The 23,097-nt window shown below is 50.7% G+C and carries 21 protein-coding genes; all 21 read right to left on the minus strand.

All coding sequences use genetic code 11. The features are described 5' to 3' along the window. Positions 1 to 9: 9 nt before the first annotated feature. Positions 10 to 1,743: a lipid A export permease/ATP-binding protein MsbA gene (gene msbA, locus FYJ84_RS03465; RefSeq protein ID WP_154406179.1), complete on the minus strand. Its 1,734-nt coding sequence runs from the start codon at positions 1,741 to 1,743 to the stop codon at positions 10 to 12. Continuing rightward, complete coding sequence (gene lpxB / locus FYJ84_RS03470) at positions 1,743 to 2,894, minus strand: lipid-A-disaccharide synthase (RefSeq protein WP_154406181.1); 1,152 nt, start codon at positions 2,892 to 2,894, stop codon at positions 1,743 to 1,745. The genes msbA and lpxB overlap by 1 nt, the downstream gene beginning before the upstream one ends. Positions 2,895 to 2,962: 68 nt before the next feature. Continuing rightward, positions 2,963 to 3,772 (minus strand): LpxI family protein, encoded by an 810-nt coding sequence (locus FYJ84_RS03475; RefSeq protein ID WP_154406183.1) that lies wholly within the window; start codon positions 3,770 to 3,772, stop codon positions 2,963 to 2,965. A 36-nt stretch (positions 3,773 to 3,808) separates the two neighbouring features. Continuing rightward, complete coding sequence (lpxA, locus tag FYJ84_RS03480; RefSeq protein ID WP_154406185.1) at positions 3,809 to 4,648, minus strand: acyl-ACP--UDP-N-acetylglucosamine O-acyltransferase; 840 nt, start codon at positions 4,646 to 4,648, stop codon at positions 3,809 to 3,811. Between the two features lie 165 nt (positions 4,649 to 4,813). Next, a complete protein-coding gene (gene fabZ / locus FYJ84_RS03485; protein ID WP_154406187.1) occupies positions 4,814 to 5,251 on the minus strand; it encodes a 3-hydroxyacyl-ACP dehydratase FabZ in 438 nt (145 codons plus the stop codon). Between the two features lie 40 nt (positions 5,252 to 5,291). After that, positions 5,292 to 6,125 (minus strand): UDP-3-O-acyl-N-acetylglucosamine deacetylase, encoded by an 834-nt coding sequence (gene lpxC / locus FYJ84_RS03490; protein ID WP_405738409.1) that lies wholly within the window; start codon positions 6,123 to 6,125, stop codon positions 5,292 to 5,294. A 65-nt stretch (positions 6,126 to 6,190) separates the two neighbouring features. Further along, positions 6,191 to 7,066, minus strand: a complete 876-nt coding sequence (locus tag FYJ84_RS03495) for a lysophospholipid acyltransferase family protein (RefSeq protein WP_154406191.1) — start codon at positions 7,064 to 7,066, stop codon at positions 6,191 to 6,193. A gap of 136 nt (positions 7,067 to 7,202) precedes the next feature. Next, positions 7,203 to 8,237 carry a UDP-3-O-(3-hydroxymyristoyl)glucosamine N-acyltransferase gene (gene lpxD, locus FYJ84_RS03500; protein ID WP_154406193.1) on the minus strand — a complete coding sequence of 345 codons (1,035 nt, stop codon included), beginning with the start codon at positions 8,235 to 8,237 and terminating at the stop codon, positions 7,203 to 7,205. 25 nt (positions 8,238 to 8,262) lie between these two features. Beyond that, complete coding sequence (locus tag FYJ84_RS03505; RefSeq protein WP_235901334.1) at positions 8,263 to 8,706, minus strand: OmpH family outer membrane protein; 444 nt, start codon at positions 8,704 to 8,706, stop codon at positions 8,263 to 8,265. 21 nt (positions 8,707 to 8,727) lie between these two features. Beyond that, entirely contained in the window at positions 8,728 to 9,798 is a 1,071-nt protein-coding gene (locus FYJ84_RS03510) for a hypothetical protein (protein ID WP_154406195.1), read from the minus strand. A gap of 114 nt (positions 9,799 to 9,912) precedes the next feature. Then, entirely contained in the window at positions 9,913 to 10,377 is a 465-nt protein-coding gene (locus tag FYJ84_RS03515) for an OmpH family outer membrane protein (protein ID WP_154406197.1), read from the minus strand. Between the two features lie 108 nt (positions 10,378 to 10,485). Then, on the minus strand, positions 10,486 to 11,814 hold the full coding sequence (locus FYJ84_RS03520) for an acylphosphatase (protein WP_154406199.1): 1,329 nt from the start codon (positions 11,812 to 11,814) through the stop codon (positions 10,486 to 10,488). Then, positions 11,814 to 13,751, minus strand: coding sequence for a BamA/OMP85 family outer membrane protein (locus tag FYJ84_RS03525; protein ID WP_154406201.1), 1,938 nt, complete (start codon positions 13,749 to 13,751; stop codon positions 11,814 to 11,816). Before FYJ84_RS03525 ends, FYJ84_RS03520 begins: the two co-directional genes overlap by 1 nt. 65 nt (positions 13,752 to 13,816) lie before the next feature. Further along, on the minus strand, positions 13,817 to 14,386 hold the full coding sequence (locus tag FYJ84_RS03530) for a hypothetical protein (RefSeq protein WP_154406203.1): 570 nt from the start codon (positions 14,384 to 14,386) through the stop codon (positions 13,817 to 13,819). Positions 14,387 to 14,522: 136 nt separating this feature from the next. Then, entirely contained in the window at positions 14,523 to 15,155 is a 633-nt protein-coding gene (locus FYJ84_RS03535) for a sigma-70 family RNA polymerase sigma factor (RefSeq protein ID WP_277007932.1), read from the minus strand. 38 nt (positions 15,156 to 15,193) lie between these two features. Further along, positions 15,194 to 19,600: a translocation/assembly module TamB domain-containing protein gene (locus FYJ84_RS03540; protein ID WP_205764079.1), complete on the minus strand. Its 4,407-nt coding sequence runs from the start codon at positions 19,598 to 19,600 to the stop codon at positions 15,194 to 15,196. A 226-nt stretch (positions 19,601 to 19,826) separates the two neighbouring features. After that, on the minus strand, positions 19,827 to 19,958 hold the full coding sequence (locus tag FYJ84_RS14765) for a hypothetical protein (protein WP_268878679.1): 132 nt from the start codon (positions 19,956 to 19,958) through the stop codon (positions 19,827 to 19,829). After that, positions 19,955 to 20,977 carry an AAA family ATPase gene (locus tag FYJ84_RS03545; RefSeq protein WP_205764080.1) on the minus strand — a complete coding sequence of 341 codons (1,023 nt, stop codon included), beginning with the start codon at positions 20,975 to 20,977 and terminating at the stop codon, positions 19,955 to 19,957. Before FYJ84_RS03545 ends, FYJ84_RS14765 begins: the two co-directional genes overlap by 4 nt. 148 nt (positions 20,978 to 21,125) lie before the next feature. Continuing rightward, entirely contained in the window at positions 21,126 to 21,404 is a 279-nt protein-coding gene (locus FYJ84_RS03550; protein ID WP_154406206.1) for a hypothetical protein, read from the minus strand. 103 nt (positions 21,405 to 21,507) lie between these two features. Continuing rightward, entirely contained in the window at positions 21,508 to 22,101 is a 594-nt protein-coding gene (locus FYJ84_RS03555; protein ID WP_154406207.1) for a hypothetical protein, read from the minus strand. Between the two features lie 286 nt (positions 22,102 to 22,387). Further along, positions 22,388 to 23,097, minus strand: a 710-nt coding sequence (locus FYJ84_RS03560; RefSeq protein WP_154406208.1) for an RNA-guided endonuclease TnpB family protein, incomplete at its 5' end; no start/stop codon positions are given.

A 23,097-nucleotide genomic window follows, 5' to 3' on the forward strand; every position in this document is an offset into this window, starting at 1 on the left:
CGCTTCTCCTTACATAGCTTCATTTTGGCGGAACTGGATGTTGTACAGATTGCTGTACAGTCCTCCTGCCGCCAGCAGCTCCTCGTGAGTGCCATGCTCACGCAAATGACCATTTTCCACCACGAAAATCTGGTCAGCATTAAAAATCGTCGAAAGACGATGGGCGATGACGAAAGAAGTCCTGCCCACCATCAATTTATCCAGTGCATCCTGCACAATCTTCTCGCTCTCCGTATCCAGTGCCGAGGTAGCCTCGTCCAGAATCAGCACCCGGGGATTTTTCAAAATTGCCCTGGCAATGGCAAGGCGCTGGCGCTGACCACCGGAAAGATTGAGACCTCTCTCGCCTAACTTAGTATCATAGCCCTCAGGCAAATCCTTGATGAACTCCTCTGCATTGGCAGCCCTGGCTGCCTCCACCACTTCTTCATCCGTAGCATCCAGCCTGCCATAGCGGATGTTTTCCATAACAGTGGTGCTGAACAGCATGGTTTCCTGTGGCACCAGCCCGATCTGCTCCCGGAGGGAGTCAGCCGTCACCTGACGGATATCATGGCCGTCAATGGAAATAGTGCCGCTGTCCACATCATAAAACCGCGGAATCAGGTTGGCAATAGTAGACTTGCCGCTGCCGCTCGGCCCCACCAGGGCAATCATCTGACCCGGCTCCGCTTTGAGGGAAATATGCTGCAGGGCCGGCTGTCCTTCCTTATAGGAGAAGGTGATATCCTTGAACTCCACCTGGCCCTTGATAGGCGGCAGAGGCTTCGCCCCCGGCACGTCAGTAATCTTCTCCTCCAAATCCATCACCGCAAACACGCGGTCAGCTGCCGCCATGGCCCTTTGAATAGCAGCATAGACACGGGACAGGCGCTTCACCGGGTTGGCAAGGTTGACGGCATAAGTCAGGAACGCCACCAGCTCACCGGCGGTAATCACCTCGTTGACCACCTCATAGCCGCCGAACCAGACAATAAAAGTAACAGCAATAGCCGCCAAAAACTCCACTGTCGGCGTCAGCAGGCTGCTGAGCTTCACGTTCTTCATGGCAGCCTGGAAATTCCTCCAGTTCTGCTCCTCGAACCGCTTGATTTCATAGGTTTCACGCACAAAAGACTTCACCACCCGGATGGCGGAGATGCTTTCCTGCAAAAGGGAGGTAATCTCTGCCGCCCGCTCCTGAATCACCGTGCTGGAACGCTTCAGCTTGCGGCCAAATATCTTCATGGCAAAGCCCACCAGAGGAATGGTCATCAGGGTCAGGAGGCTCAGCTTCCAGTCCAGGTAAATCATCATGGCCAGGGAGCCAATCAGGATAGAGCTTTCCGTCACCAGCTCGATGAGGTTGTCCACAATGGCGCTCTGCATGGCAGACACATCATTAGTGATGTAGCTCATGACCGTGCCGGTCTGCTGCCTGTCATAGTAGGACAAAGGCATCTTCTGGAATTTCCTGAACAGCATGCTGCGCACATCAATGATGACACGCTGCCCCACATAGGACACCAGATAGCTCTGCCCGTAGTAGAACACGCCACGGGTGAACATGACCACCAAAATGCCTGCCGCAATCAAATTCAGCATCAGCATATCCTTGGACATGAGCACATCGTCAATCATGTCCTTGATAATCCACGGCAGGTAAAGATTGGCACCGGCAGCCATAATAATGCACACCACAGCTGCTGCCAGCCGCTTCTTATAGGGTTTTATATAAGCCAATAGGCGTAAGTAATTCTTCATCAAGCATCCCCCGTCCTGCCGTATTCTTTCGCGGCAGCCAAAATCCTGCCAGCTACACGCTCAGCAGCCCCCGGCTCACCCAGCCTGTCCACAGCCTCCTGCAGCCCGGACACAACCTGCTCCCTGTAGCCTGGCTCTCTATAAAACCGCCTTGCCGCCTGAAAAACGCCCTGAGCCGTTACCTGGTCCTGCAGAAGCTCCGGCTGCACAGACCTGCCTGCCAAAATGTTGGGCAACGTAAAATAGTCTATCTTCACCAGCAGCCTGCCAATGGCATAATTCAAAGGCGCCATGCGATAAAGGGACACGCAGGGCAGACCCATAATGGCCGCCTCCAGCACCACCGTGCCGGAGGTAGCTATGGCGAAGCTGCAGATATTCATCAAATCATATGTCCTATCATGGGTAAAGCACAGGTTCACGCCCCTGCCGGCAGCCATCTTTTCCAGCATATACTGGTCAATACCGGCAGCTATGGGCACAAAGAACTCCAGGCTATGGCGTTCCGCCTGCAAAAGAGCCGCCGCCTCCAGCATCACCGGGAACAGCATCTCTATCTCCTGCTTCCTGCTGCCAGGCAGCAAAAGCACAGGCTCACCCTTTTGGGAAACCTGAAAATAGTTTCGTGCCTCACCAGTGCTCATAGATGATTTTACCGTATCAAGCAGGGGATTTCCCTGAAAGGAGATATTGGCCCCTGCCGCCTGATATACAGGCAGCTCAAAAGGAAAAATCGCCGCCAGCTCATCCGCCAATGCCGCACATTTCTTTGCCCTGCCCTTGCGCCAGGCCCAGGCCGAAGGCGGAATATAGGAAAAGACCGGTATTCCCATGGCTTTTGCCTTTGCCGCCAAACGCCAGTTGAAATCCGGGTAATCTATAAGTACCAGAAGGTCAGGCTTTTCCTCCGCCATAAACTCCTGCAATTTTTCCAGCAGCCCAAAAATCCGCCTGAGATTTTTGATGACCTCCCATACGCCCATTATACTATATTCCCGCATATCTGCACAGAGGCGGACACCGGCACCTGCCATTTTCGGTCCCCCAAAGCCCACCAGCTCAACGCCTGGCTGCAGCTTCTGCATGGCACGGGCAAGGCTTTCCCCGTGCAAATCACCGGATGCTTCCCCGGCTGACAGCATTATCTTCATAAAATCCCTCAAAAAAACACACAAAAGACGCGAGAATACAGAGCCGTATCCGCCGCGTCCAAAGTCTCTTATTCCATTGCTGCAATAGCAATATCATGAGCCTCAGCCAAAGCTATAACCTTGTCCTGTTCTACCAGCAGCGTCCTGCCAGCCTCGATAACCAGTGCCTTCGCGCCGACCTCCACCATGATTTCCATGGTCTTCAGCCCTACAGCAGGCACATCAAAGCGCAGGTCCTGGTTCGGCTTGGCAGTCTTTGCCACAACGGCACCGCCCCGTGCCAGCTCTCCGCCACGGCGGATGCAGGCATCAGTCCCCTCGATAGCTTCCAGTGCCATCACTGCCTGCTGCTTGACAACAACGGTCTGCCCCACATCCAATCGGCCAATTTCCCGTGCCATCCTCATGCCGAACTCCATATCCTGAAGCTCCTGCTCCGTAGGCTGACGCTTAGTCAAAACGCCAGGCTTCGGCATCAGGGAACGGATGAGGGCAGTCTGGTCAAAGGCCTCCAGCCCGTCCTTGGCAAGCTCCCTGACAAAAGCCAGCATCAGGGTATCGTCCTTGCGGTCAGGCAGGGAAAACATCAGCCCCAGCATGCGCATGTCAGGAGCGGCATGCTGGCCGCTGTACAAAAGCTCCTTGGTAACCTTCCCCAGCATGGTAACCTTGGTTACGCCCTTTGATTTTAGGTAATCTATAATCGCCTGCAAATGTGCCACGCTGATATCAGTATAATCAGCCACGCACTCCTTCAGCTCCGGCTCTACCCCTGGAATCAGGCCCACAGCATACACCTCGTAGCCCATAGCCTTTGCCGCCCTGGCACATTCCACAGGCAGCCTGCCTACGCCTGCCAGCAATCCAATTTTTTCCATATAAGCAATCATCCTCCAAATGAATGAGCTTGTGTATCATTCCTCTGCATCGTCCTTCTTCTTGTCGCCGCTGTGGCCTGCCGGACGGCAGATGCCCCGGTCGGCATTTCTCAGGAACTGCAACATGTGCTCCACCTCAGGGCAGGACTCAACCTCCTGCTCAATGGCCTCAATAGCCTCGCTGAGCCGCAGGCCGGAACGGTACAGCAGACGGTATGCCTGCTTGATGCTGCGGCGGTTGGCAGGCGCTATGCCGGCCCTGGCGATACCCACGCTGTTCAGGCCGCAGGCCCGGGCAGGGAAGCCGTCAACAATAGTATACGGCACTACATCATGGATATTCCTGGACATGCCGCTGATCATGGCCTGCTTGCCCACACGAACAAACTGATGAACACCGGCCTTGCCGCCGATAATAGCCCTGTCCTCAACCACTACATGGCCTGCCACCATGGCGGCATTTGCCATGATAACATTGTTGCCCAGCACGCAGTTGTGGGCTACATGCACATATGCCATCAAAAGGCAGTCATCACCGATGCGGGTGTATTCCCCTTCACCGGTAGCCCGATGAATAGTACAGAATTCATGTACCTTGGTCCTGTCGCCGATGACCGTATAGCTCTTTTCCCCGGCAAATTTCAAGTCCTGAGGCTCCTCACCGATGGAAGCCCCCTGGAAAATATGGCAGTCCTTGCCAATCTTCGTCCAGCCGGTAATCACCACGCTTGGCCCTACAATAGTGCCTTCGTCTATTTCTACATTTTCGCCAATAACAGTAAAAGGTCCTATTTCTACATTTTTACCAATTTTGGCATTTGGATGCACCACAGCAAAATTATGTATCTTTGCAGTAACATCAAAGTTATCCGCCATTTATCCCAACTCCTTTAGTACCCCCGAAGCAGCTTATCGTCAGTACACCTAATATCCTACATACAGTCACCGGTTGCCCGGCAAAAGCTGAATGCTATATTCTTTCATATTTGGCTGTTTTCACAGGAATACTAAGAATTTCTCGTATTAGCTTGCTTTTTCAGCTTAATCCTCCGGTCTCTGCAAAGCAAAGGTAAAATCAGCCTGTGCCGCCAGCACATCATCCACATAGGACTCTGCATGGAGCTTGCCGTAGTCACCATGTACCTTCAAAAGGTTTGCCTTCATAATCATCTGATCCCCAGGCACTACCATCTTCTTGAACTTGATATTGTCCATACCGCCGAACAGGGCAATCTTGCCGCGGTTCTCCTCCGGGTAAAGCATGGCAATACCGCCAACCTGCGCCATAGCCTCCAAAATCAGCACCCCCGGCATAATGGCCTTGTGAGGGAAATGTCCGTGGAACTGAGGCTCATTGTAGGTTACATTCTTGATGCCCACAGCAGACTTGAAAGGATCAATCTCAATAATGCGATCTACCAGCAGGAAAGGCGCACGATGCGGCAAAATCTTCTTTATCTCATCAATTTCCAATACCATATAAAAAACCTTCTTCCATTCTAATTTATTTTTACATATATCATTTACCAAGCTCCTGCTTTAAAAGCTTGGACATAGCCGTATTAAGCGCATGGCCGGACTTGACAGCCACGAAATGCCCCCGGACAACGCCTGCCAGGCGCAAGTCACCCACCAGATCAAGAATCTTGTGGCGCACCAGCTCATCAGGGTATAAGAGGGGATTCATCCAGCCCTCATCGTTGTAAACAATGACATTTTCCAGCGTGCCCCCAAGGCCCAGCCCCATCTTGTGCAGTGCCTCCACCTCGGCCTCATAGGCAATGGTCCTGGCCGCAGCAACCTCCTTGCTGTATACATCCGGCGTAATCTCATAATCCCCATACTGGATGCCAATCAGCGGATGAGGATTGATGGAGGTAAAGCTGACACGGAAACCATCATAGGGCAGTGCCAGAACAAATTTATCCCCGTCATCTACCCTATAGAGCCTGTCCACCACCAGCTCCTGCCGCTCAGCTGCCAGTTCCCTGATGCCAGCCTTTTGAAGCAACTGAAAGAACTCCCGGCTGCTGCCATCGGCCACCGGCGGCTCCTCCGCATCAATGACCACCTTCACATTATCAACACCTGCGCCATGCAGGGCAGACATGAGATGCTCAATGGTAAACATCTTGATGCCGTTAGCCTCGATAGTGGTTGCCCGCATGGTGGAAGTTACATTTTCTGCCGTTGCCTCCACCTGCGGCTGTCCCGGCAAATCCCCCCGGACAAAAACAATACCGGTTCCTGCATCTGCCGGCTGCAGCTCCATAGTCACATCCTTGCCGGAATGCAGTCCTACCCCTTTGTAGCTGACTGCAGAGGCAATCGTCGTCTGTAATGCCAAATTCATCCCTCCCCTATATTTGTGCTTATCATATTAATATTATCACATTATGATAAATATGTCACTTGATTTTAATCCAATCCCAAGGAGCGTACAGACTTCCACCTGTCATGAAGCCAGAACCAGTCCTCCGGGTAATTCCTTATCTGCTGCTCAAGAATATCCACCAGCTGCTGCATGGTGCGCCTGATATCCTCCTGCTTGTTCTTCGTCTTCTCCACATAAACCGGCGGAAAAATAGTGATATGATGCCCACCATCAGGACGATGACGAATCTGACCAGGAAAAATCGGTGCATTCTGGAACCGTGCCAGAGTGGCAGGGCCTGTGACGCAGTTGGTCTTGCGGCCGAAAAAATCCAAGATAATACCATCCCTCAAGCTTGGATCCTGGTCCATAATCAAGCCGATGAGCCAGCCCTCCTTAATCATCTTGAACATCTCCCGGACATCGGAGCTATAGGTGATGTGCATGCCGGACAGTTCCCGGTACTCGATGATGAACCTGTCCGCCTGATGGTTCTTCTGCTTCTTGGCAACCCCTACCAGCGGCACTCCGTACTGAGCCAAAGCAGCCCCCATAATCTCCCAGCTGTCGCTGTGATTGGTGGCAATAATGCCGCCCTGGCCTTGCCTGATAGCCTCCTGCAAATATTCCAGCCCCTCAATGGAAACATGCTGCTGCATGCGCCCCTCCTTTATCAGCTCGGGGTAGCGCAGCACCTCCATAACCATAGGACCGAACTGCACCCAGGATGCCTTGACAATCCGCTCCGCCTCCTGCGCATCCGTCCCCAGGCAGCGCATCACATTGTCAATGCCCATCCTCTTTCGCTTGCCCGGCACCCCGTACCAGGTCAGCCTGCCCAGAAAATTCCCCACACCAAGGCATGTATCCATGGAAAAGCGGCAGGCCAGCCAGCTCAGCACCTTCAAAAACCAGTACATCTCATCAACCCCTAGCACTCACAAAATCACTACCACTATTTTACACTATTTTCCGGCAAAAAAAAATACTCCCAAAGGAGTATAGCAGGAAATAATAATGGCTGATGCGGCAAAGCCGCATCAGCCATCATCATTATTATTCCTTTTTCTCTAAAGCCGCCAGCTTCTTCTCCAGCTGCTTAACCTTCTTTGCCATATCCGTAATCTTCTGCAGATGTGCCTGCATCCTCAGCCACTCCTGATGAGGCCTGGCCGGGAACCCTGCATAGAACACGCCCTCGGGGGTATTGCCAATAATGCCGCTGCGGGCCGCAAACACTGAGTTGCCACCAATAGTGATATGCCCTACCGTGCCAGTCTGACCGCCAAAGGTAACATTAGGGCCGGAGGTGGTGGAGCCGGAAATGCCGGTCTGAGCCACAATCAGGTTGCCCGGGCCAATCTGGCAGTTATGGCCAATATGCACCAGATTATCAATCTTGGTTCCCTTGCCAATTACAGTAGAGCCGATAGTGGCACGGTCTATACCGGCATGGGCGCCAATCTCCACATCATCCTCAAGAACCACGTTGCCCACCTGCGGCACCTTGGTATGCACGCCATCCTTCGTAGTAAACCCGAAGCCGTCCGCACCAATCACGGCAGAGCTGTGCACAATAACCCTGGCTCCCACCTTGCAGTGCTCTCGGATGGTAGCATTGGAATAAATGATGGAATCCCCGCCAATCTCCGCATACTGGCCGATATAAGTGTGAGGATAAAGAGTAACCCCGTCACCGATGACAGCATAATCATCCACAAAGGCCATCGGCATAATGGTCACATTCTCACCGATTTTTACATCCTTGCCGATGTGTGCCTCAGGGCTGACCCCCTTCTCATGGACAATCGGCGGTGTAAAGGCCATCAGCAGGATGGCAAAGGCCGCCCTGGTATCCTCCACAAAGACCACCGGCAACGGAAATCCCTTCTGAGCCTCTGCTACGGACTTTGGCAGCAGCACCGCACCTGCCCGGCAACCGGCAGCCTCTGACACATGATTCTCATCGGCAAAGGTAATATCACCAGGCTGTGCGCCGCTGATGTTATTCACACCGCTGATTTCCACCCCGGCATCACCCTGCAGCTGCCCATTTACCCTGACAGCAATCTCCTGTAATGTCATAATCATAAAAAATCCCCTCTAGTCTCAGAGCTTATTGAAGCTTCTGAATGACATCCTCCGTAATATCCACACCGCCGCTGACAACCACGCCATCCTTGCCATTGCTGTTTACTACAGTATCCAGCTTCTTGGCCTTGACAATATCATCCATGGCGGCATCAACCTTTGCCTTAATCTGGATAGCATACTGCTGCTGCACACCGGCAGCCTTCATCTGCATCTGCTGCTGCAGTTTCTGCATATCCTCATCGGAAGCACCACTTGAGCTTGCTTCCTGCAGCTTCTGCTCCGCTTCCTTCTGCACCTCTGTCATCTTGCCCTGCATTTCCTCAATGGACGCCTTTATCTGCGGTGCTTCATTCTGAATGCGGTTCTGATCCACATAGCCCACATTCACCTTGCCGCAACCGGCAAAGAGAGCCGCCGCACAAAGCACAGACATCAACGCAGCTGTAATACTTTTCTTATTTTTCATACCAAAAGCCTCTTTCCAAACTCACTGCAGGACCTTCATTTCCCGCAGCATCTCATCTGTCAAATCCATCGTATCCACATTCAGCACCGGCAGCAATTCCGGCTGCCAGTCACCAAACTGCATCTTTTCATAATCAATCCCCCGCAGGCTGTCCGCAGGACTGGACAAAATCAGCGTCAGGCCGTGCATAATGGCAAGCTTAGCTGCCAAGCCGGCAACATCGCTATAAATCTTCTCCTGCAGCTGCTGCAGCTGGATTTTCTTTGCCTCCAGCAAGGTCTGCTTTCTAGCGTTGCTGATTTTTTCCTGCACAGGGGACAGAGCCTGCTGCATTTCTGCAGCATTACGCTCCTGAGCCGCCATGCCCTTTTCAAACTCCTGCTGCTGCGCCATATTTCTCTCATGTGCCTCAAGCTGTTTCAGCTCCGCCAGAGGGCCTGCTGCTTCCTGCTCCATCAGTGCCCTAAAGCGGGCTTCCTGCTCATCATTCAGCTTTTCCAATGCCACGCTGCGTTCCTTCTGCAGGGCATCAATCCTGTTAAGCATCTCCTGCACCTGCTCCTGAGTAATCCCCAGCACATCAGCACTGTCAATCTTCAGACGCAGATTCAGCACCTCATTAAGATAGGGCTGGCTTACCTGGCTGCGCTCAGCTTCCAGCTCCGGCTTCAGCTCCTGCCTTTTTTGCTCAGCCAAGGCATTGAGCTCCTCCACCAGCTGGGAATGGCGCTTGATGGCCTCCAGGCTGTGCTTCTGCTCCGCCGCCTCCTGAAAAAGTGCCTCATCAGGCTTTGCGGCAGGAAGCTCCGCCTTCATCTGCGCCAGGGACAAGGATGCCTCCAGGCTGCCCACCTCCTGCTGGAGTGACACCAGCTTATCATAATCCGGATGGGCTTTTGCCACCTGCTGCAAATCCAGCACACCGATGACCGGCTTTTCACCTGCCGGAGCCACAGCCTGCCGTCCCCCGGACCATAGATAAAAAGCAAGGCCACAGGCAAGCACCAACAGCACAGCAGCACCAGCCAGCACACTTTTGCTTTTACTTGTCTTATGAGCAGCCTGTTGGCTGTTTTCCTGCTCTGCTGCCACGAAACCGCCTCCTCGCCGGATGAGCATGGTGCATTGCCCCCATAGCTCAATATCAAGAAAGTACCGAGCGCCAAAGGAGCTCGGTACTGCTGTCAGCTATACAATTTACTAAAATTACTTGGACAGCTTCTTGATAACGTCCTGAGTAATATCGGTACCGCCATAAACAACGGTCTCCTTGTGGAGAACCACGCTAAGGCCCTTTGCCTCAGCAACAGCCTTTACGGCATCCTCAATCTGCTTGTTTACCGGCTCCATCAGATCAACATTCTGCTGCTGCAGGCGCTCCATAGTCTGCTGATAATACTGCTGCTTCTCCTCATCGCTCATGTTGGCAGATTTCTCATTGAAATCCTGGCGAGCCTGCTCAAAAGCCTTCTGCATCTCTGCATCCACATCAGTATAAATCTTCAGGGAAGTGAACTGGCGATAGTCAACCACACCTACATTGGAGGAAGCTGCTGCGGAAGCAACACCTGTACCAGACTGAGTAAGTGCCAAAGCAACCACACTGCCTACAAATACCAACGCAATCAGAACACTGACAATTTTAACCTGAGCTTTCTTCAACTGAACCATTTTCTTTTCTCCTTCTTCTACAATGTAAAATATTACAAATGCATCCGCCTTTAACTAAAAGGCAACTACATTATAGCAAACTCTTATTTTTCCTTCAACCGAACAGGGCTAAAAATAACCGATAAATCTCAGCCAGCTGCCACGGGAATCCACCGCATACTCCAGGCTGAGAAAATCATGCAGCTTGTAGCGTATGCCGTACTCACTGTGATGCTCCAGTTCACGATACTCATAACGGAGCAGCCATTTGCGGCTGATAGGCTGAAGCACATCCACCTTGAAATAATCATTGCGCAGGTCATACCGCACCCCGGCCCAGGTTCCCGACGGCAGGGCATACCTATATCCCACATCCCAGTCCCACTTCACGGACTGTGGATAGAAATCCAGCTGGGAAAACAGCTCACTGCGCTCCGACAGCATCCTGCCCAGGTGCAGCCTTGCCTTCAGGCTGGTATCATGCTGGTTGCCCCAGCTATTGCCCACATCGGCCCAGCCCTCCAGACGAACTCTGTAAATATCCGAATCCGAGCGGCTCATGACCTTCATCTGCTCACCGGGAGTCAGTGCCACCTGGGTATCCACCGACCATCTGCGAAAGTCCGCATCACCGTTCAGCACATCTGCCAGATAATGCTCAAACTCCTGCCTGTGCCTCTCCACAAAAGGCACCGGCAGGCCAATCAGCCCATCCACTGCCGACTGCATCTTCTGACGCTTCGTCAAAAGCCCGGCATTAAGAACCGTATCTGACCGCATACTAAGATCCACAGTACGAACCACTGGCAAGAGGGGATAAAGGACTACCTTGACACGGGTATCCGCTGCCACCTGCACATCAAAATCCGCCTTGAACTCAGGTGCCCGCTCCTGCAAAAAGGCGGCCACCTGCTTCTTTAAAAGCCCATTGGACCAGTCTGCCGCCGCTACCGGCAGGCCCTGCAGGCTGGACTGAAAAACTTCTTCCATGCCTGACACATCCTGCTGCAGCAGGGCTTCTGCCACCTTCGGCATGCCCTCTACGGACACATCCACCCGGACTTTTTGTATGGTATCCTGCCAAGGCACAAGGAATACCTGAACCCGGGCAGTGCCGGAGCCATCCTGGACATCTACTGCCACCCGGCTTACTGTATAGCCCACCAGCACCTTGTCAAAGACCTGCTGAATGATACCTGCATAGTCCGCCCGGGCCTGGCCGACCTCGGTCAGCTTCCTGCCCTCCAGCAGCTGCCCGGCAATGACCGCCACGCTCTTTTCCATGCGCTGCCGCACAGGCTCAGGCAGATTTTTCTCCGCCCCGACCTGCACATCAACCTGCTCTATCAGCGTCGTTTTACCGGCACAGGCAGCAGGCGGCAGGCAAAGCCAGCAGCTGATACCCACTGCCAGCACACACAGCACACCGGCCAGGCACAGCTGCAACCTCCCTGTCATCAGAACGTGCCGCCTACATTAAAGTGAACGCGGTTGCCCTGGGTACCATGGCCCACATCCACACGAATCAGCCCCAGCGGGGAATCCAGCATTACGCCCACGCCATAGCTGCCGTGGAGCTTGGATGGCTTCCAGCCGTTATCCCAGGCAGAACCAAAGTCGGTGAACAGCGCCGCCTTGAAGTTCTTGGACAGAGGGAAGCGGAACTCAATATTGCCCAGCACCATGCTGTTGCCCCGGAACATATCATCACGATAGCCGCGGATGGTATCCTGGCCGCCCAGCATGAACTTGGAAACAGTTGGCAGATTGCTGGTAGCGTGACCATAGCTGCCGTGGAATACCAGCACCTGATTGCGGCCTACGCTGCGGAAGGTGGAGCCATCAATGGTGAACTTATGATACTTGAAGTCACCGCCCAGACCGGCATACTCATAGCCAAGAACAGATTTGTAGCCCTCGGTAGGATAGATATAGTTGTCACGGGTATCGGTGATATGCTGGAACAGCACGGAACGGGTCAGGCCGAAATTATCCCGCTTCCATTCCTCCCATGTACTTCTGTCAGTACCGCTCTTGTACTTCTCGTACTTGTCATCCTTGTTGCGGAAGGTAATAGCATTGGTGGTATATTCACTCTGAGGACGGGAAACACCCAGGTCAAAGCCCACGTTCTTTCTCATGAACTCCTCCACAAAGTCGCCATTCTCGTTGTATTCGTTGTACTCAAAGGTACGGTTGTAAATCTTGAAGCTGCCGGCCGTCTCCTTCTTATCCAGCCATGGACGGCGGTAGGAGAAGATAAAGCCCTTGGCACTGGAGTCAGTGCTGCTCTTGGAAACAGTAACATTTACGGAGTCGCCGGTACCACGGAAATTGCGGTCACCCAGGCTGATCATGCCCACGAAGCCGTCAGCACTGCTGTAGCCTGCACCGATACCGAAAACGCCGGTGTTCTTCTCAGTTACATCAATCTCCAGCACGCAGGCATTTGGCTCCACACCGGCGATCGGCTTTATATCCACCGACTCAAAGAAATCCAGGTTGGTCAGCCGCTGATAGCTGCGCACTACCTCGTTCTTGTTCAGTGGCTTGCCTACCTTCGGGCGCAGCTCACGCAGCACAACCTTTTCCTTGGTCTTCTTCAGGCCCTTGATTTTAAAGCCCTCAAGAATACCCTCATTTATCTTGATGACCAGCTTGCCATCATCCCCTACTTCCATGTCGCGAATCTTCGCCATGATGTAGCCATCCTTGATGTACTGCTTCTGAATAGCACGGACATCCTCCTTCAGGGCCAGGCGGTTCAGCCTTTCCCCCTCCCGGAGCTGCATCCTGCCCAGAAGCTTGCTGGTAGGCTCAATATCGGTATTGCCATTCAGCTCAATGCTGGAGATAACAGGTGTCTCAAAAAGATGGTAGGTAACAATGACACCCTCCGGCACAGTCTCAAAGGTAGGATATACATCATAAAAATAGCCGGTAGCATACAGGCTGCTGGCATCATCTGCCAAAAGGCCGCCGGAGCAGATATCCCCCGGCTTGGAAACCTGAGCCAGCTTTACTGTACCCAGAACATCCTCGCTGACGCCCTCATACCTTACATCTACGATGGTATTTCCCTCAACTGCCTCAATGGACTTGATTACATCCTCCTCGGCAGGCTTGGCCTCCTCCCAGACGCTGTTGCGGGTAGGAACCGCATCCTTTACTTCCTCCTTATCAGCAGTATCCTCATCAGGCAGCTCCAGTGAGCCCTTGCCCTCTGTCATTGCAGGCATATTAATCATGTTACTCTTGCCAGCATTCAAATCCACGCCAAAACCAACAGGAGCCGCACTGCCATCCACAGCAGCAAAAGCTGTCTGGCTGCCGGCACCAACGCTCAGTGACAGTGCCACTGCACATGCCAAATACTTATACTCATTTCTCTTCAAGGATAATACCTCCCATATATTCTATAACTAATTTATAAATAAAAGCTGAAAGATTAATTATCAGCCTATTCACGCAAAACATTCCCGGCCGCCTGCATAAGCTTCTGCAGCTCTATATCCGGCACCGCCGCCTGAACGGCAGCAGGCTTTGCCTCCTGCCCGGCAGCCTCCGGCACAGCTTCCGTCCCGGCTACCTGCCGGTACAGCAGGGCATCCCTGCCCTGATCCGGGCTTTCAGCCACAGCCATCTCCGGCACAGCAGCTACCGGCGCTTCATGGTAATCACCAGCCACCGGCTCTATAGACGCAGAGCCAGCTTCCCTGCCTGCCTCCACAGTCCGCTCAGCAGCCACAGGCATGGCCGGCGGCACTGCAGGCACCTTCGGCTCAGGCCGGAGATATGCCACATACCCGGCAGCAATGCAAAGGGCCGCCGCCAGGGGCAGCAGACGCCTGCTCCAAAGCAGCCAAGCCTTCTGAGGCTGCTTCTCCTGGGCACTCCGCAGTTCAGCCTGTGCCAGCATCAGGTTCAGATCCCCCCGGATATCATTTTCCTGCTCAAGGGATTCCTCTGCCTGACTGAGCCAGCCTTTAGCAGCAGCTATATGATTTCGCACTGTCTTATGCTTATCCATAATATCGCTTCTCCTAAAAAATCACTTGTGGATATACTCCACAAAAACAGGCCTTTCCCTGCTGGCTATTTTTCATGAAATACGGTCAAAAACGGCAATTTCAGCCAATTTTCTCCCTCATACTGCAAAATTCATCTTATTTCCAGTTATGCATAAATCTGGACAGCATGCCCCGCACACGGCGGACGCCGCTTTTCTGAAGCCTGTAAATATACGATGTGCTCAGATTCATCTGCTCTGCCACCTCGGAAACCTCCTGGCACCTGACATATATCTGCTCCAGCACCATCTGCTCCCTCTCAGGCAGCCTGCTCATAGCCGACTGAAGCTGGCTGGAAGCCTCCTGCAGCTCCACCTGCTCCGCCACAGCCGTGCCGGTATCAGCCAGAAGCTCCAAAGGGGAAAACTGCTCACTGCCGCCACTTTCCAGGCATGCCACATCAGCACGGCCTTCCTTCTTGAGGAAATTGTACATGCGTCCCTTGATGCGATATGAAGCAAACAAACTGAAGGCAACGCCACGGGCATAATCAAAGCCTTCCACCGCCTCAATCAGCCCCACGGTTCCCTCCTGCAGCACATCCATCAGGTTGTCAAGGCTGCGGAAGGGAGCAGCCGCCTTGAACACCAGCGGCTGGTAAGACTCAATCAGCTTTTTCCTGGCCTGCTGGCTGCCGCATTCCTTATAGGCCTGCCACAGCTCCTGCTCCTCCTGATACTCCAGCAGCTCTATTTTATTCAATTCTGCAAGGTATTTATCCAGCTGCACCGAAGTACCTCCTCAAAAATCATAAAATCTATCACTCATCAAAAGGTAAAGCGTGCCTCCACGCCTGCGTAATAATCATTATCCTGATCCCGCTTATAGGTAAGGCTTACCCTGTCTGACAGCTCATAGTCAAGGCCATAACTATAATCATTTGTAGTCACGCTCTGGGTGTATTTCAGCATTGCCTTATCAGAAATATATTTACCCAATGTGATATTGTACACCTCATAGTCGTTATTGTCACGATTTTTTTCAGCACTGCTGCCATCCGTGCTGCTGCCAAGATTTTTGCTGCCATCGATAGTATCCCTCTCAATAGTCAGCACATCAAGGTTTAGGGCGTTGCGCATGGCGGTCTCCACCTCCGACAAAATCGTCATCTGCAAGCCAATATTCAGCATAGAAGCAAATCTGCTGCCATCGCTCTTATCCCGGTTGTAATAATCACTGCGCAAGGTCAGAAGCTGGATAATATCCGCCTCAGACATCTTCGGGTTAGACATGAGCCGGAATTTCATCTTGTTAATCAACCCATTCAGCGAAAGGAATACGCTGGTCTTGTTAATCTTCGTACCAGCCTTCAGCACCAGCTTCGGCATCAGGGTGCCAGCCTGTCCGAAGGTCATGGAGCCCTCATACACCTTGAAGTTTGTCTTCAAGTAGCTGAGGGTGCCCTTCTTCACATAAATGGAGCCGGAAGTATTCGGCAGCAGGGTAGTGCCACCAAAATAAGCACTGCCCGCCAAGCGCAAATCCCCCAGGGACGGACTGAGGAAGCGCACATTTTTGCCCAGCTCCAAATTGAAATCCATGCCAACCAGAGGCATATCATCCGAAGACTCAGGCAGCTCGCTAGGCAAAGAAATCAATACATTGTCAAGGAACAACCGCCCTGACACCTTCGGCATATTCCTGGTTTCTCCCCCCGGCAGGCTAAGCACATCCTTCTGCACATTTACCTTGGCTGTTACAGGTCCCTTGAACACAGGGCTGTCCACGTCCAGCTCATCCAATACCAAGTCCACATTGTAATCATCAGGCCGCAGTCCATCCAAGTGGACAAAACCATTAGAAGCAAAGCTGCCGCTGCCCATATTGCCGCCGCACCGCTCCAGGGTCACAGTGTCGCCCGTGAACATTACACGCATGTTGAAATCAGTAACTGGTTTCAACACATTGCGTATTTTAAATGCACCATTATCCACTGTCATACTGCCGGTAATATACGGCCTTGCTGCCGTTCCCTGCAGCCGGATTCTGCCGTCTGTCGGCCCTACCGCCCAGTCAATATAGCTGGAAATCGTCGGCAGCAGGCTTAAATCAGCATTCTCTAACGCAAAGGTCACATCAAACTGATTATCCTCTGTCGGCATGGTTTCACGCAGCGCAGCAAAAGGCACCTGCCCGGAGGCAGTTAATGAATATGTTTTACCGTTATAACTCTTTTGCGCTGCCACATGCTTGATATTTACCCTGCTGCCACCCAGCTCCAGCTGCCCATCCACACTATCCAGCAAAGTGCTCTCCACCTGCAGATTTTTTATGGACACAGGAATCTCCGCCACCGGAGCAGCACAGGTGCCTGTCACATCAAACTCTGTATCCAGCGTGCCGCCGAGCCGCGTTTTAAGGCCGGCAGCCTCTGCAAAGGCACCCACATCCACAGATTGCAGGGATGTGTGCAGCCTGATATCGCCATCAAGGTCCACCGTTCCCTTCAGGCTGAACCTGCCCTTTTCCCCCTCGCTGCCGCTGAAATCATTGACAAAAACTTTCCTGTTGTCCAGCACGGCATCCACTGTCACGTCATTCAGGGCATACCTGCCCAGGGAGCCATCTGTAACAAAGGCATTCAGCTTCACCTCCGGCTGGCTCAGGGTACCACCAAGGACGGCATTGCCGGTTATGATTCCGTTAATGCCGTTATCCGGCAGCCCGGCAGCAGAAACAAGGCTGTGAATATCTCCCTTATCAACCTCCAGCCTGCCTTTCAGCCGCTTGTTGCCAACATTGACATGGCCATTAAATTTGTATGTGCCATCGTTCTGCTGGCAGGACATGTCCTTAAAGAACACAAAGCCATCACTATACTGAATAATTCCCCCAACACCTGTTACCGCCTGCCCATTGACGGACAAATCCCGGGCAGACAGCCTGCCCTCAAACAACGGGCTGCTAACTGTGCCTGTCAGCTTGCCGCTGAACTGAGCCTTGCCCTGCAAAGGCATCGGCAGGTACTTGTTGTAGCGGCTCAGGTCAATTTCATGCACCCTGGCATCCAGGTTGAGCCTGGACTCAGGGTCAATGGTGCCATTGAAATCCACATCCAGCCATGGCGTAAATACATGGAAATCCTGCAGGGTAACAGTGCCATCCTTAACAAAATAGTCACCGTCCATGCCGTTAATAAAGATGCCATTATAACTGCCCTGATAAAAATGCACATATCCCACAATATGGGGATTTGTCAAGGAACCTGTAATCGTAATGACATTATCCACATTGCCAGTCAGCTGCTGGCTAGGATCTATCACCTGCATGATGTTCTCCATGCGGGCACTGACAGTATCAACACGCATGTTGATTTTCTTGTCACCCAGGAAGCCCATGACGCCCTGGGCGTACCACTTGGTCTTCTCCCCCTGCTCCATGACAAAATCCTTGATCTTCACGCCCCGGAGGCTGCCACCTGCCGAGCCATGCAGCCTGTCAAAAGGCTGGTGATAGATGCTGCCGTCCCGGGCAGCATACTCGGCACGCACAATCGGATTATCAATATCACCTGTCATGGTGCCTTTGATATCCAAAAAGCCCGCTATCAGCGCCTCCGGCACCAGATTATCTACCAAAGACAAATCAACATTGGAGCCATAAAAGGAAAAATCAACGCTCTCCCCCAGAACCATGCTGCCTTCCAGCCCGAAGCTGCCATTGCCCGGCAGCCTGCAGCTGAGATAATCCACCGTTACCTTATTACCCTGCTTTGCTACGGAACCTGCCAGGTCGCTGACCACCAGCCCCTGATAGCTGAGGCTGCTGTCCCTGAGGCTGCCAAACAGCTTGATGCCTTCCATGTCATGAGCATTCCCGGCAAAAGATACATCGCCGGAGATGCTGCCTGACAGGTAGGCAAGCTCTGCCATGCTGCCGGAATCATTCGCCAGCACTGCCAGCTCTCCTGCTGATACGCCGAAAAGGCCGGCACTGCCGGTAAAATCATAGCTTTTGGCATCAAAGCTGCCGGTCAGGGAGACCTCTCCCCCTGCCAGATTGGCCTTTGCCTTATTTATCACAATCATACTGTCCCCATAGGAAACACTTGCCGACAAATCACGGAAAGCAACCTGCTGCACACTGCCCGAGCCCACCTGAATATCGGCATCCACCCGTGGCTTGGCCGCCTCGCCTGTAATATGCGCCGTAAACTTCATGGCTCCCTCATAAGGAATATCCTTAAAGATGACCTTTGGCTCAAAGCTTTCAGAGGATGCCGTCAAATCCAGCAACAGACTGCCATTATTCATAATAATCCTGCCATGGGCAGCTGCCTGCTGTCCCCTGGTTTCCGCACGGGCAAAAACACGGGCCTCCCTTTCGTTGAAGGTAACAAGGGCCTTTGCCTTTTCCACCTTGTTTTCTCCCAGCAAAACAAAGCTGCCATCAGCCAGCTCCGCCTGTCCGTTATAATAAAGCTGCGTGCCCACACGTTCTCCGGCAATCTGCAAGCTCTCCAGCCTGCCGGAAATATCCTTCAGCACATCCTCAGGGATAGTGCCTGCCGGAAGATACGGCATATAATTTGCCAGCTCTGCATTCTGCAAGGACAACTGGAAAGTCTGCCTCGCTCCGTTATCAGTATCAACAGTGGCCGAAAGCTGCGCCGAGGCGCCGTTGTTCTCGCAGGATGCCTTCAGACTGACCGATGGATAGCTGGCCATGTCAGCATAGCCGTTCACATGCTCCAGCACGATATCCTGATTGTTATACCTGCTGCGAAGGGTTGAATCCGCCACATTTATCCGTGCCGTAAACCTTGTATCGCTCTTTTCCTCACTGACGAGGTCCGCGAAGTTCCAGGTGCCATCCTCCCGCTGCACAATCGTCACATCAGCACGGTTTATATCAATGGAGCTTATACCCTCGGCCGCTGACTTCTGCAGCATAGCAAGGGGGCTCAGCCTGATGACCGCCTCATCTGCATGGGCAAGAAGCTGCTGCCGCTTGTCGTAGATATCTATGCCATCCACCTGCAGTTCCCGCCATGACTTCACCTCAACGTTTCCGAGACTGATGCGGGTATCCAAAGCTTCCGTAGCAATAGCCCCTGCCTGCTCCGCCGCCATGGACATAAAAGACTGAGATGACACCACTCCCCACAGGCATACAAAAACAAGGCAAAGAACGCCAACCGCTCCGCCTGCCAGCTTCCAACTCTTATGTGTCATCCTCTCATCTCCTCTGGCATAACTATATCGTAGCAACTTACTATACATGTACAACCAAGCTTCATAAGTAACTCATATAATTATATCACAAATATGCATGCACTTTATGAAAAATAGATTAAAATTAGTTTACATATTTTATATGTTTTGTGCATAAACAAAAGCATTGCAAACGAACTGCTGAAATCACAAATTCGTTTACAATGCTATACCCAAAACTAATTTTTTACTTTATCCAGCCCTTTTCTCTAGCTTTAGCTTCGTTAATAACCAAAAAATGCCTATTCTCCCCAATATCCATTTCCGCCCGCATACGAAAAGTCATTTCTGATTCTACAAAGGACACATTATCCATCATAGCACCTCATCAATCTCTTGCTTATAAAGGTCAATAGATACATCTATAATAGAATTATCAGGCATGCCGTCGTACAAATCACCATAAATATGATTTCCATCTTCCTTAAGGGATACACATGTCACCAACGACTTCTGCTTCATAGCAATCAAATACAATTTCTTAATAACAAAATATGAATGTGTCGTTATAAAAAACTGTATGCCCATAACTTCTGATATAGCAGCTATCATATCCAAAAAATCACAAATCGCTCTCGGATGTAACGCTGCTTCCAATTCATCAATGAATACAATAGAATTTTTTGTCAGATATCCATTTGACAATAACCTATCCAATATGGAAAGCTTCTTTATTCCTTCCGATGTTGCACCTATGGTAATTTTTTGACTTTTATTGTTCTTATAATACCACTTACCACTTCCTTCATCCAAATGAACCCGCCCATCAATAATGTTTCTTACCTTTTCTCTAGCTGAAGCAAAGGCTGAATAGTTTTTTCCTCGTGAAGGCGATATCCTCAATGCCTTTGCCAAATCATAGTATGTGTCATCAAAGCCAAATACCTTATCTATTTCACGCGATTTAAGAATAATAGAATATAAAGACAAAACCTCCTTGGACGGAATAAAAACAGAGTTGCCATCTTTACTAATGCCACCCGTGAGGTTAATAATTTTGCTGGTAGCGTCTTTAGAAAACCCATATTTCATTTCCTCATCATTAAGTAGCATACTAAACCTTAAAGGCTCCTTTGCCGGTTTTGTCACCAAGTCTCCTATGCGCTCAACCTGAAATGTCCATTTTAACTTCTCTGCCAAAATGTCAGCCACCGGTCTCTTATCTTCTCCGCGCCAAAAATCTTCCTGAGCCCGCACAGCTGAATACAACGCTTTTAATAAAAAAGTCTTTCCTGTACTATTTTCTCCTACTAGAACATTTATATTAGAACATTGCACATTAGACAAATTTGCTACCTTGCCAAAATTATTAACCATAAAAGTTTTGATTTTATACATTCAATCACCCCTAAAATATATCATTGCCAATGTAATAATTGAAATTTTTTCATGGTTCTTGGTAATTTCCCGCTTAAATTCAATATTTTTGTTTTCACCAAAATACATTCCCTGAATCATATTTTCTCCCTGCATGATCCTGAAAGACTCATAATACTGCCACTTTCTTACCGATTGCCATGACCTGTTCAACTGGCATCTTAACAATTTGGGCAACCCTATCTATATTTATTCCCTCACATAGCATAGCTGTTATAATTTCCTCGCGTATTTCCTCGCGAATTTCTGCAAGTCCTTGTTTGTATCCCTCACGCCAGCCATCCTGAAATATAGTCTTTGCCTCATATTCCAAAATCTTGCCATTCACAATATCTTCAGCTCCCTTCCTGACCATAGCATAATTTCTTGCTAAATGAACATTTACCATATTGCTTAAATTCCAAAATAGAGTTTCGTGTCAATTCATCAATATCTCCCAGCAGCATAAGCGCATCCAGGCCTTTAACTATAGTTTGCAGGGAATTCAGCAATTATGCCAGCTTATCACTATCCGCCTCGCAGTCCTTTAAAGGTTTCTCCACGACAAACAGATAGAAAGGCAATAGAATCAGCAAGCGCTTCTTGAACATAATATCTATAGTATAATTCTGCATCTTGGCAACTGGAATCTTATAATTTATGCTGCCATCAGGTGTTTTCAGCTCTATAGGCATATAATCCGGCGTATTGCGATTGGAGCGCAAAAACAAAACCGCTGCATGGGGAAATTCCAAAACTATCCGATTATTTTCCTGCACAGCATCATCCTGGGCTATGCAGGAACCATATTCAAACCATCTTACCAGCATGCTGCTATCCGCCGTGCTCTGGCACTCCAAATGGTACTTTTTGACAGTGCCATCCCTGTCAATGATGCGAAAATAAGTATCCTTTATACGTTTCTCCACAGTACCATCCGGCAATTTCTGCTCATGAGTATCCTGCAAAAACTCCACCCTGGCATCCTTGCTGTAGCTTTCCGAAAATAGCTCATTCACGAAAGCTATCAAGAGATTTGGAAAATCATGTACTATCGTGCGCCACACATTATCGTAAATTGTAGCCTTGTACTCCCCTATTTCCATTATACTCACCCCTATGTATATTATACCAAATCGAAGATATCAAAGCAACGTTTGTTTTATCAAACTGCACTACAGTTGTCCATTACCATATAAAAAAGCCACTCAGACAGCAACATCTGAATGGCCCATATCCTATAAACTGTTTTGTGAACGTACTCCCGCCTATAGAGGCGGGAGCTTCCTGTTTCAGCGAGTACAGCACTACTAGCTCAAAAGAGCTGCGGCGACTTACACACTCTCCACAGGCGTAGATTCCCGTGCGACCCACGGTACTTTATTATTTACATCAGGCAGATATCCGCCTGGCTTCTTCCCGAATATTTATCGCCGCATTCTTATCGCGGTTATGGCGGCTGCCACACTTAGGACAATTCCAATCCCGCACAGATAAATCCTTAGTTTCTTGGTTTTGATATCCGCAAACATGGCATAGCTGGCTGCTTGGATACCACTTATCTATCTTGACAAGTTTTTTACCTTGCCATGCTAGTTTATAATCCAGCATATTTGTGAACATATTCCAACCATTGTCTGCTACTGATTTGCCAAAACTGAATTTGCCGCCCTTCTTGTGTTTCGCCATGTTCTTAACACTGATGTCTTCAATACCGATGACATCATAGCGATCCGCAAGATAACAGGATTTCTTATGCAGGAAGTCACGGCGCTGATTGGCAATTTTTTCGTGAAGCCTGGCTACATGCAGTCTCTGCTTATCCCTATTGTGGCTTCCTTTCTGTCTCTTAGAAAGTTTTCTCTGTGCCTTAGCTAATTTTTTCTCAGCTTTCCGCAAGAAAGTGGGGTAATCTGCATCTGCTTCATCGGAAGCAGCATACAGACCATGCATAGCAAAATCCAGACCAAGAAAGTTCTCCGGTATTATGGCGAGTATTTGGTTTTCGTACTCCACCAAGATACTGACATAGTATTTTCCTGTTGGTGTCCTGCTTATTGTCACAGTCTTTATGGTGCTATTATCCATCAGGGGACGATGCA

It is taken from the genome of Anaerovibrio slackiae (assembly GCF_009695585.1).
GTDB lineage: Bacteria > Bacillota > Negativicutes > Selenomonadales > Selenomonadaceae > Anaerovibrio > Anaerovibrio slackiae.

Bases quoted from the DNA above. Each gene is read 5' to 3' on its own strand.
- msbA (WP_154406179.1), bottom strand. From the start codon at position 1,743: ATGAAGAATTACTTACGCCTATTGGCTTATATAAAACCCTATAAGAAG.
- lpxB (WP_154406181.1), bottom strand. From the start codon at position 2,894: ATGAAGATAATGCTGTCAGCCGGGGAAGCATCCGGTGATTTGCACGGG.
- FYJ84_RS03475 (WP_154406183.1), bottom strand. From the start codon at position 3,772: ATGGAAAAAATTGGATTGCTGGCAGGCGTAGGCAGGCTGCCTGTGGAA.
- lpxA (WP_154406185.1), bottom strand. From the start codon at position 4,648: ATGGCGGATAACTTTGATGTTACTGCAAAGATACATAATTTTGCTGTG.
- fabZ (WP_154406187.1), bottom strand. From the start codon at position 5,251: ATGGTATTGGAAATTGATGAGATAAAGAAGATTTTGCCGCATCGTGCG.
- lpxC (WP_405738409.1), bottom strand. From the start codon at position 6,125: ATGAATTTGGCATTACAGACGACGATTGCCTCTGCAGTCAGCTACAAA.
- FYJ84_RS03495 (WP_154406191.1), bottom strand. From the start codon at position 7,066: ATGTACTGGTTTTTGAAGGTGCTGAGCTGGCTGGCCTGCCGCTTTTCC.
- lpxD (WP_154406193.1), bottom strand. From the start codon at position 8,237: ATGATTATGACATTACAGGAGATTGCTGTCAGGGTAAATGGGCAGCTG.
- FYJ84_RS03505 (WP_235901334.1), bottom strand. From the start codon at position 8,706: ATGAAAAATAAGAAAAGTATTACAGCTGCGTTGATGTCTGTGCTTTGT.
- FYJ84_RS03515 (WP_154406197.1), bottom strand. From the start codon at position 10,377: ATGGTTCAGTTGAAGAAAGCTCAGGTTAAAATTGTCAGTGTTCTGATT.
- FYJ84_RS03520 (WP_154406199.1), bottom strand. From the start codon at position 11,814: ATGACAGGGAGGTTGCAGCTGTGCCTGGCCGGTGTGCTGTGTGTGCTG.
- FYJ84_RS03530 (WP_154406203.1), bottom strand. From the start codon at position 14,386: ATGGATAAGCATAAGACAGTGCGAAATCATATAGCTGCTGCTAAAGGC.
- FYJ84_RS03540 (WP_205764079.1), bottom strand. From the start codon at position 19,600: ATGACACATAAGAGTTGGAAGCTGGCAGGCGGAGCGGTTGGCGTTCTT.
- FYJ84_RS14765 (WP_268878679.1), bottom strand. From the start codon at position 19,958: ATGATGGATAATGTGTCCTTTGTAGAATCAGAAATGACTTTTCGTATG.
- FYJ84_RS03545 (WP_205764080.1), bottom strand. From the start codon at position 20,977: ATGTATAAAATCAAAACTTTTATGGTTAATAATTTTGGCAAGGTAGCA.
- FYJ84_RS03550 (WP_154406206.1), bottom strand. From the start codon at position 21,404: ATGGTAAATGTTCATTTAGCAAGAAATTATGCTATGGTCAGGAAGGGA.
- FYJ84_RS03555 (WP_154406207.1), bottom strand. From the start codon at position 22,101: ATGGAAATAGGGGAGTACAAGGCTACAATTTACGATAATGTGTGGCGC.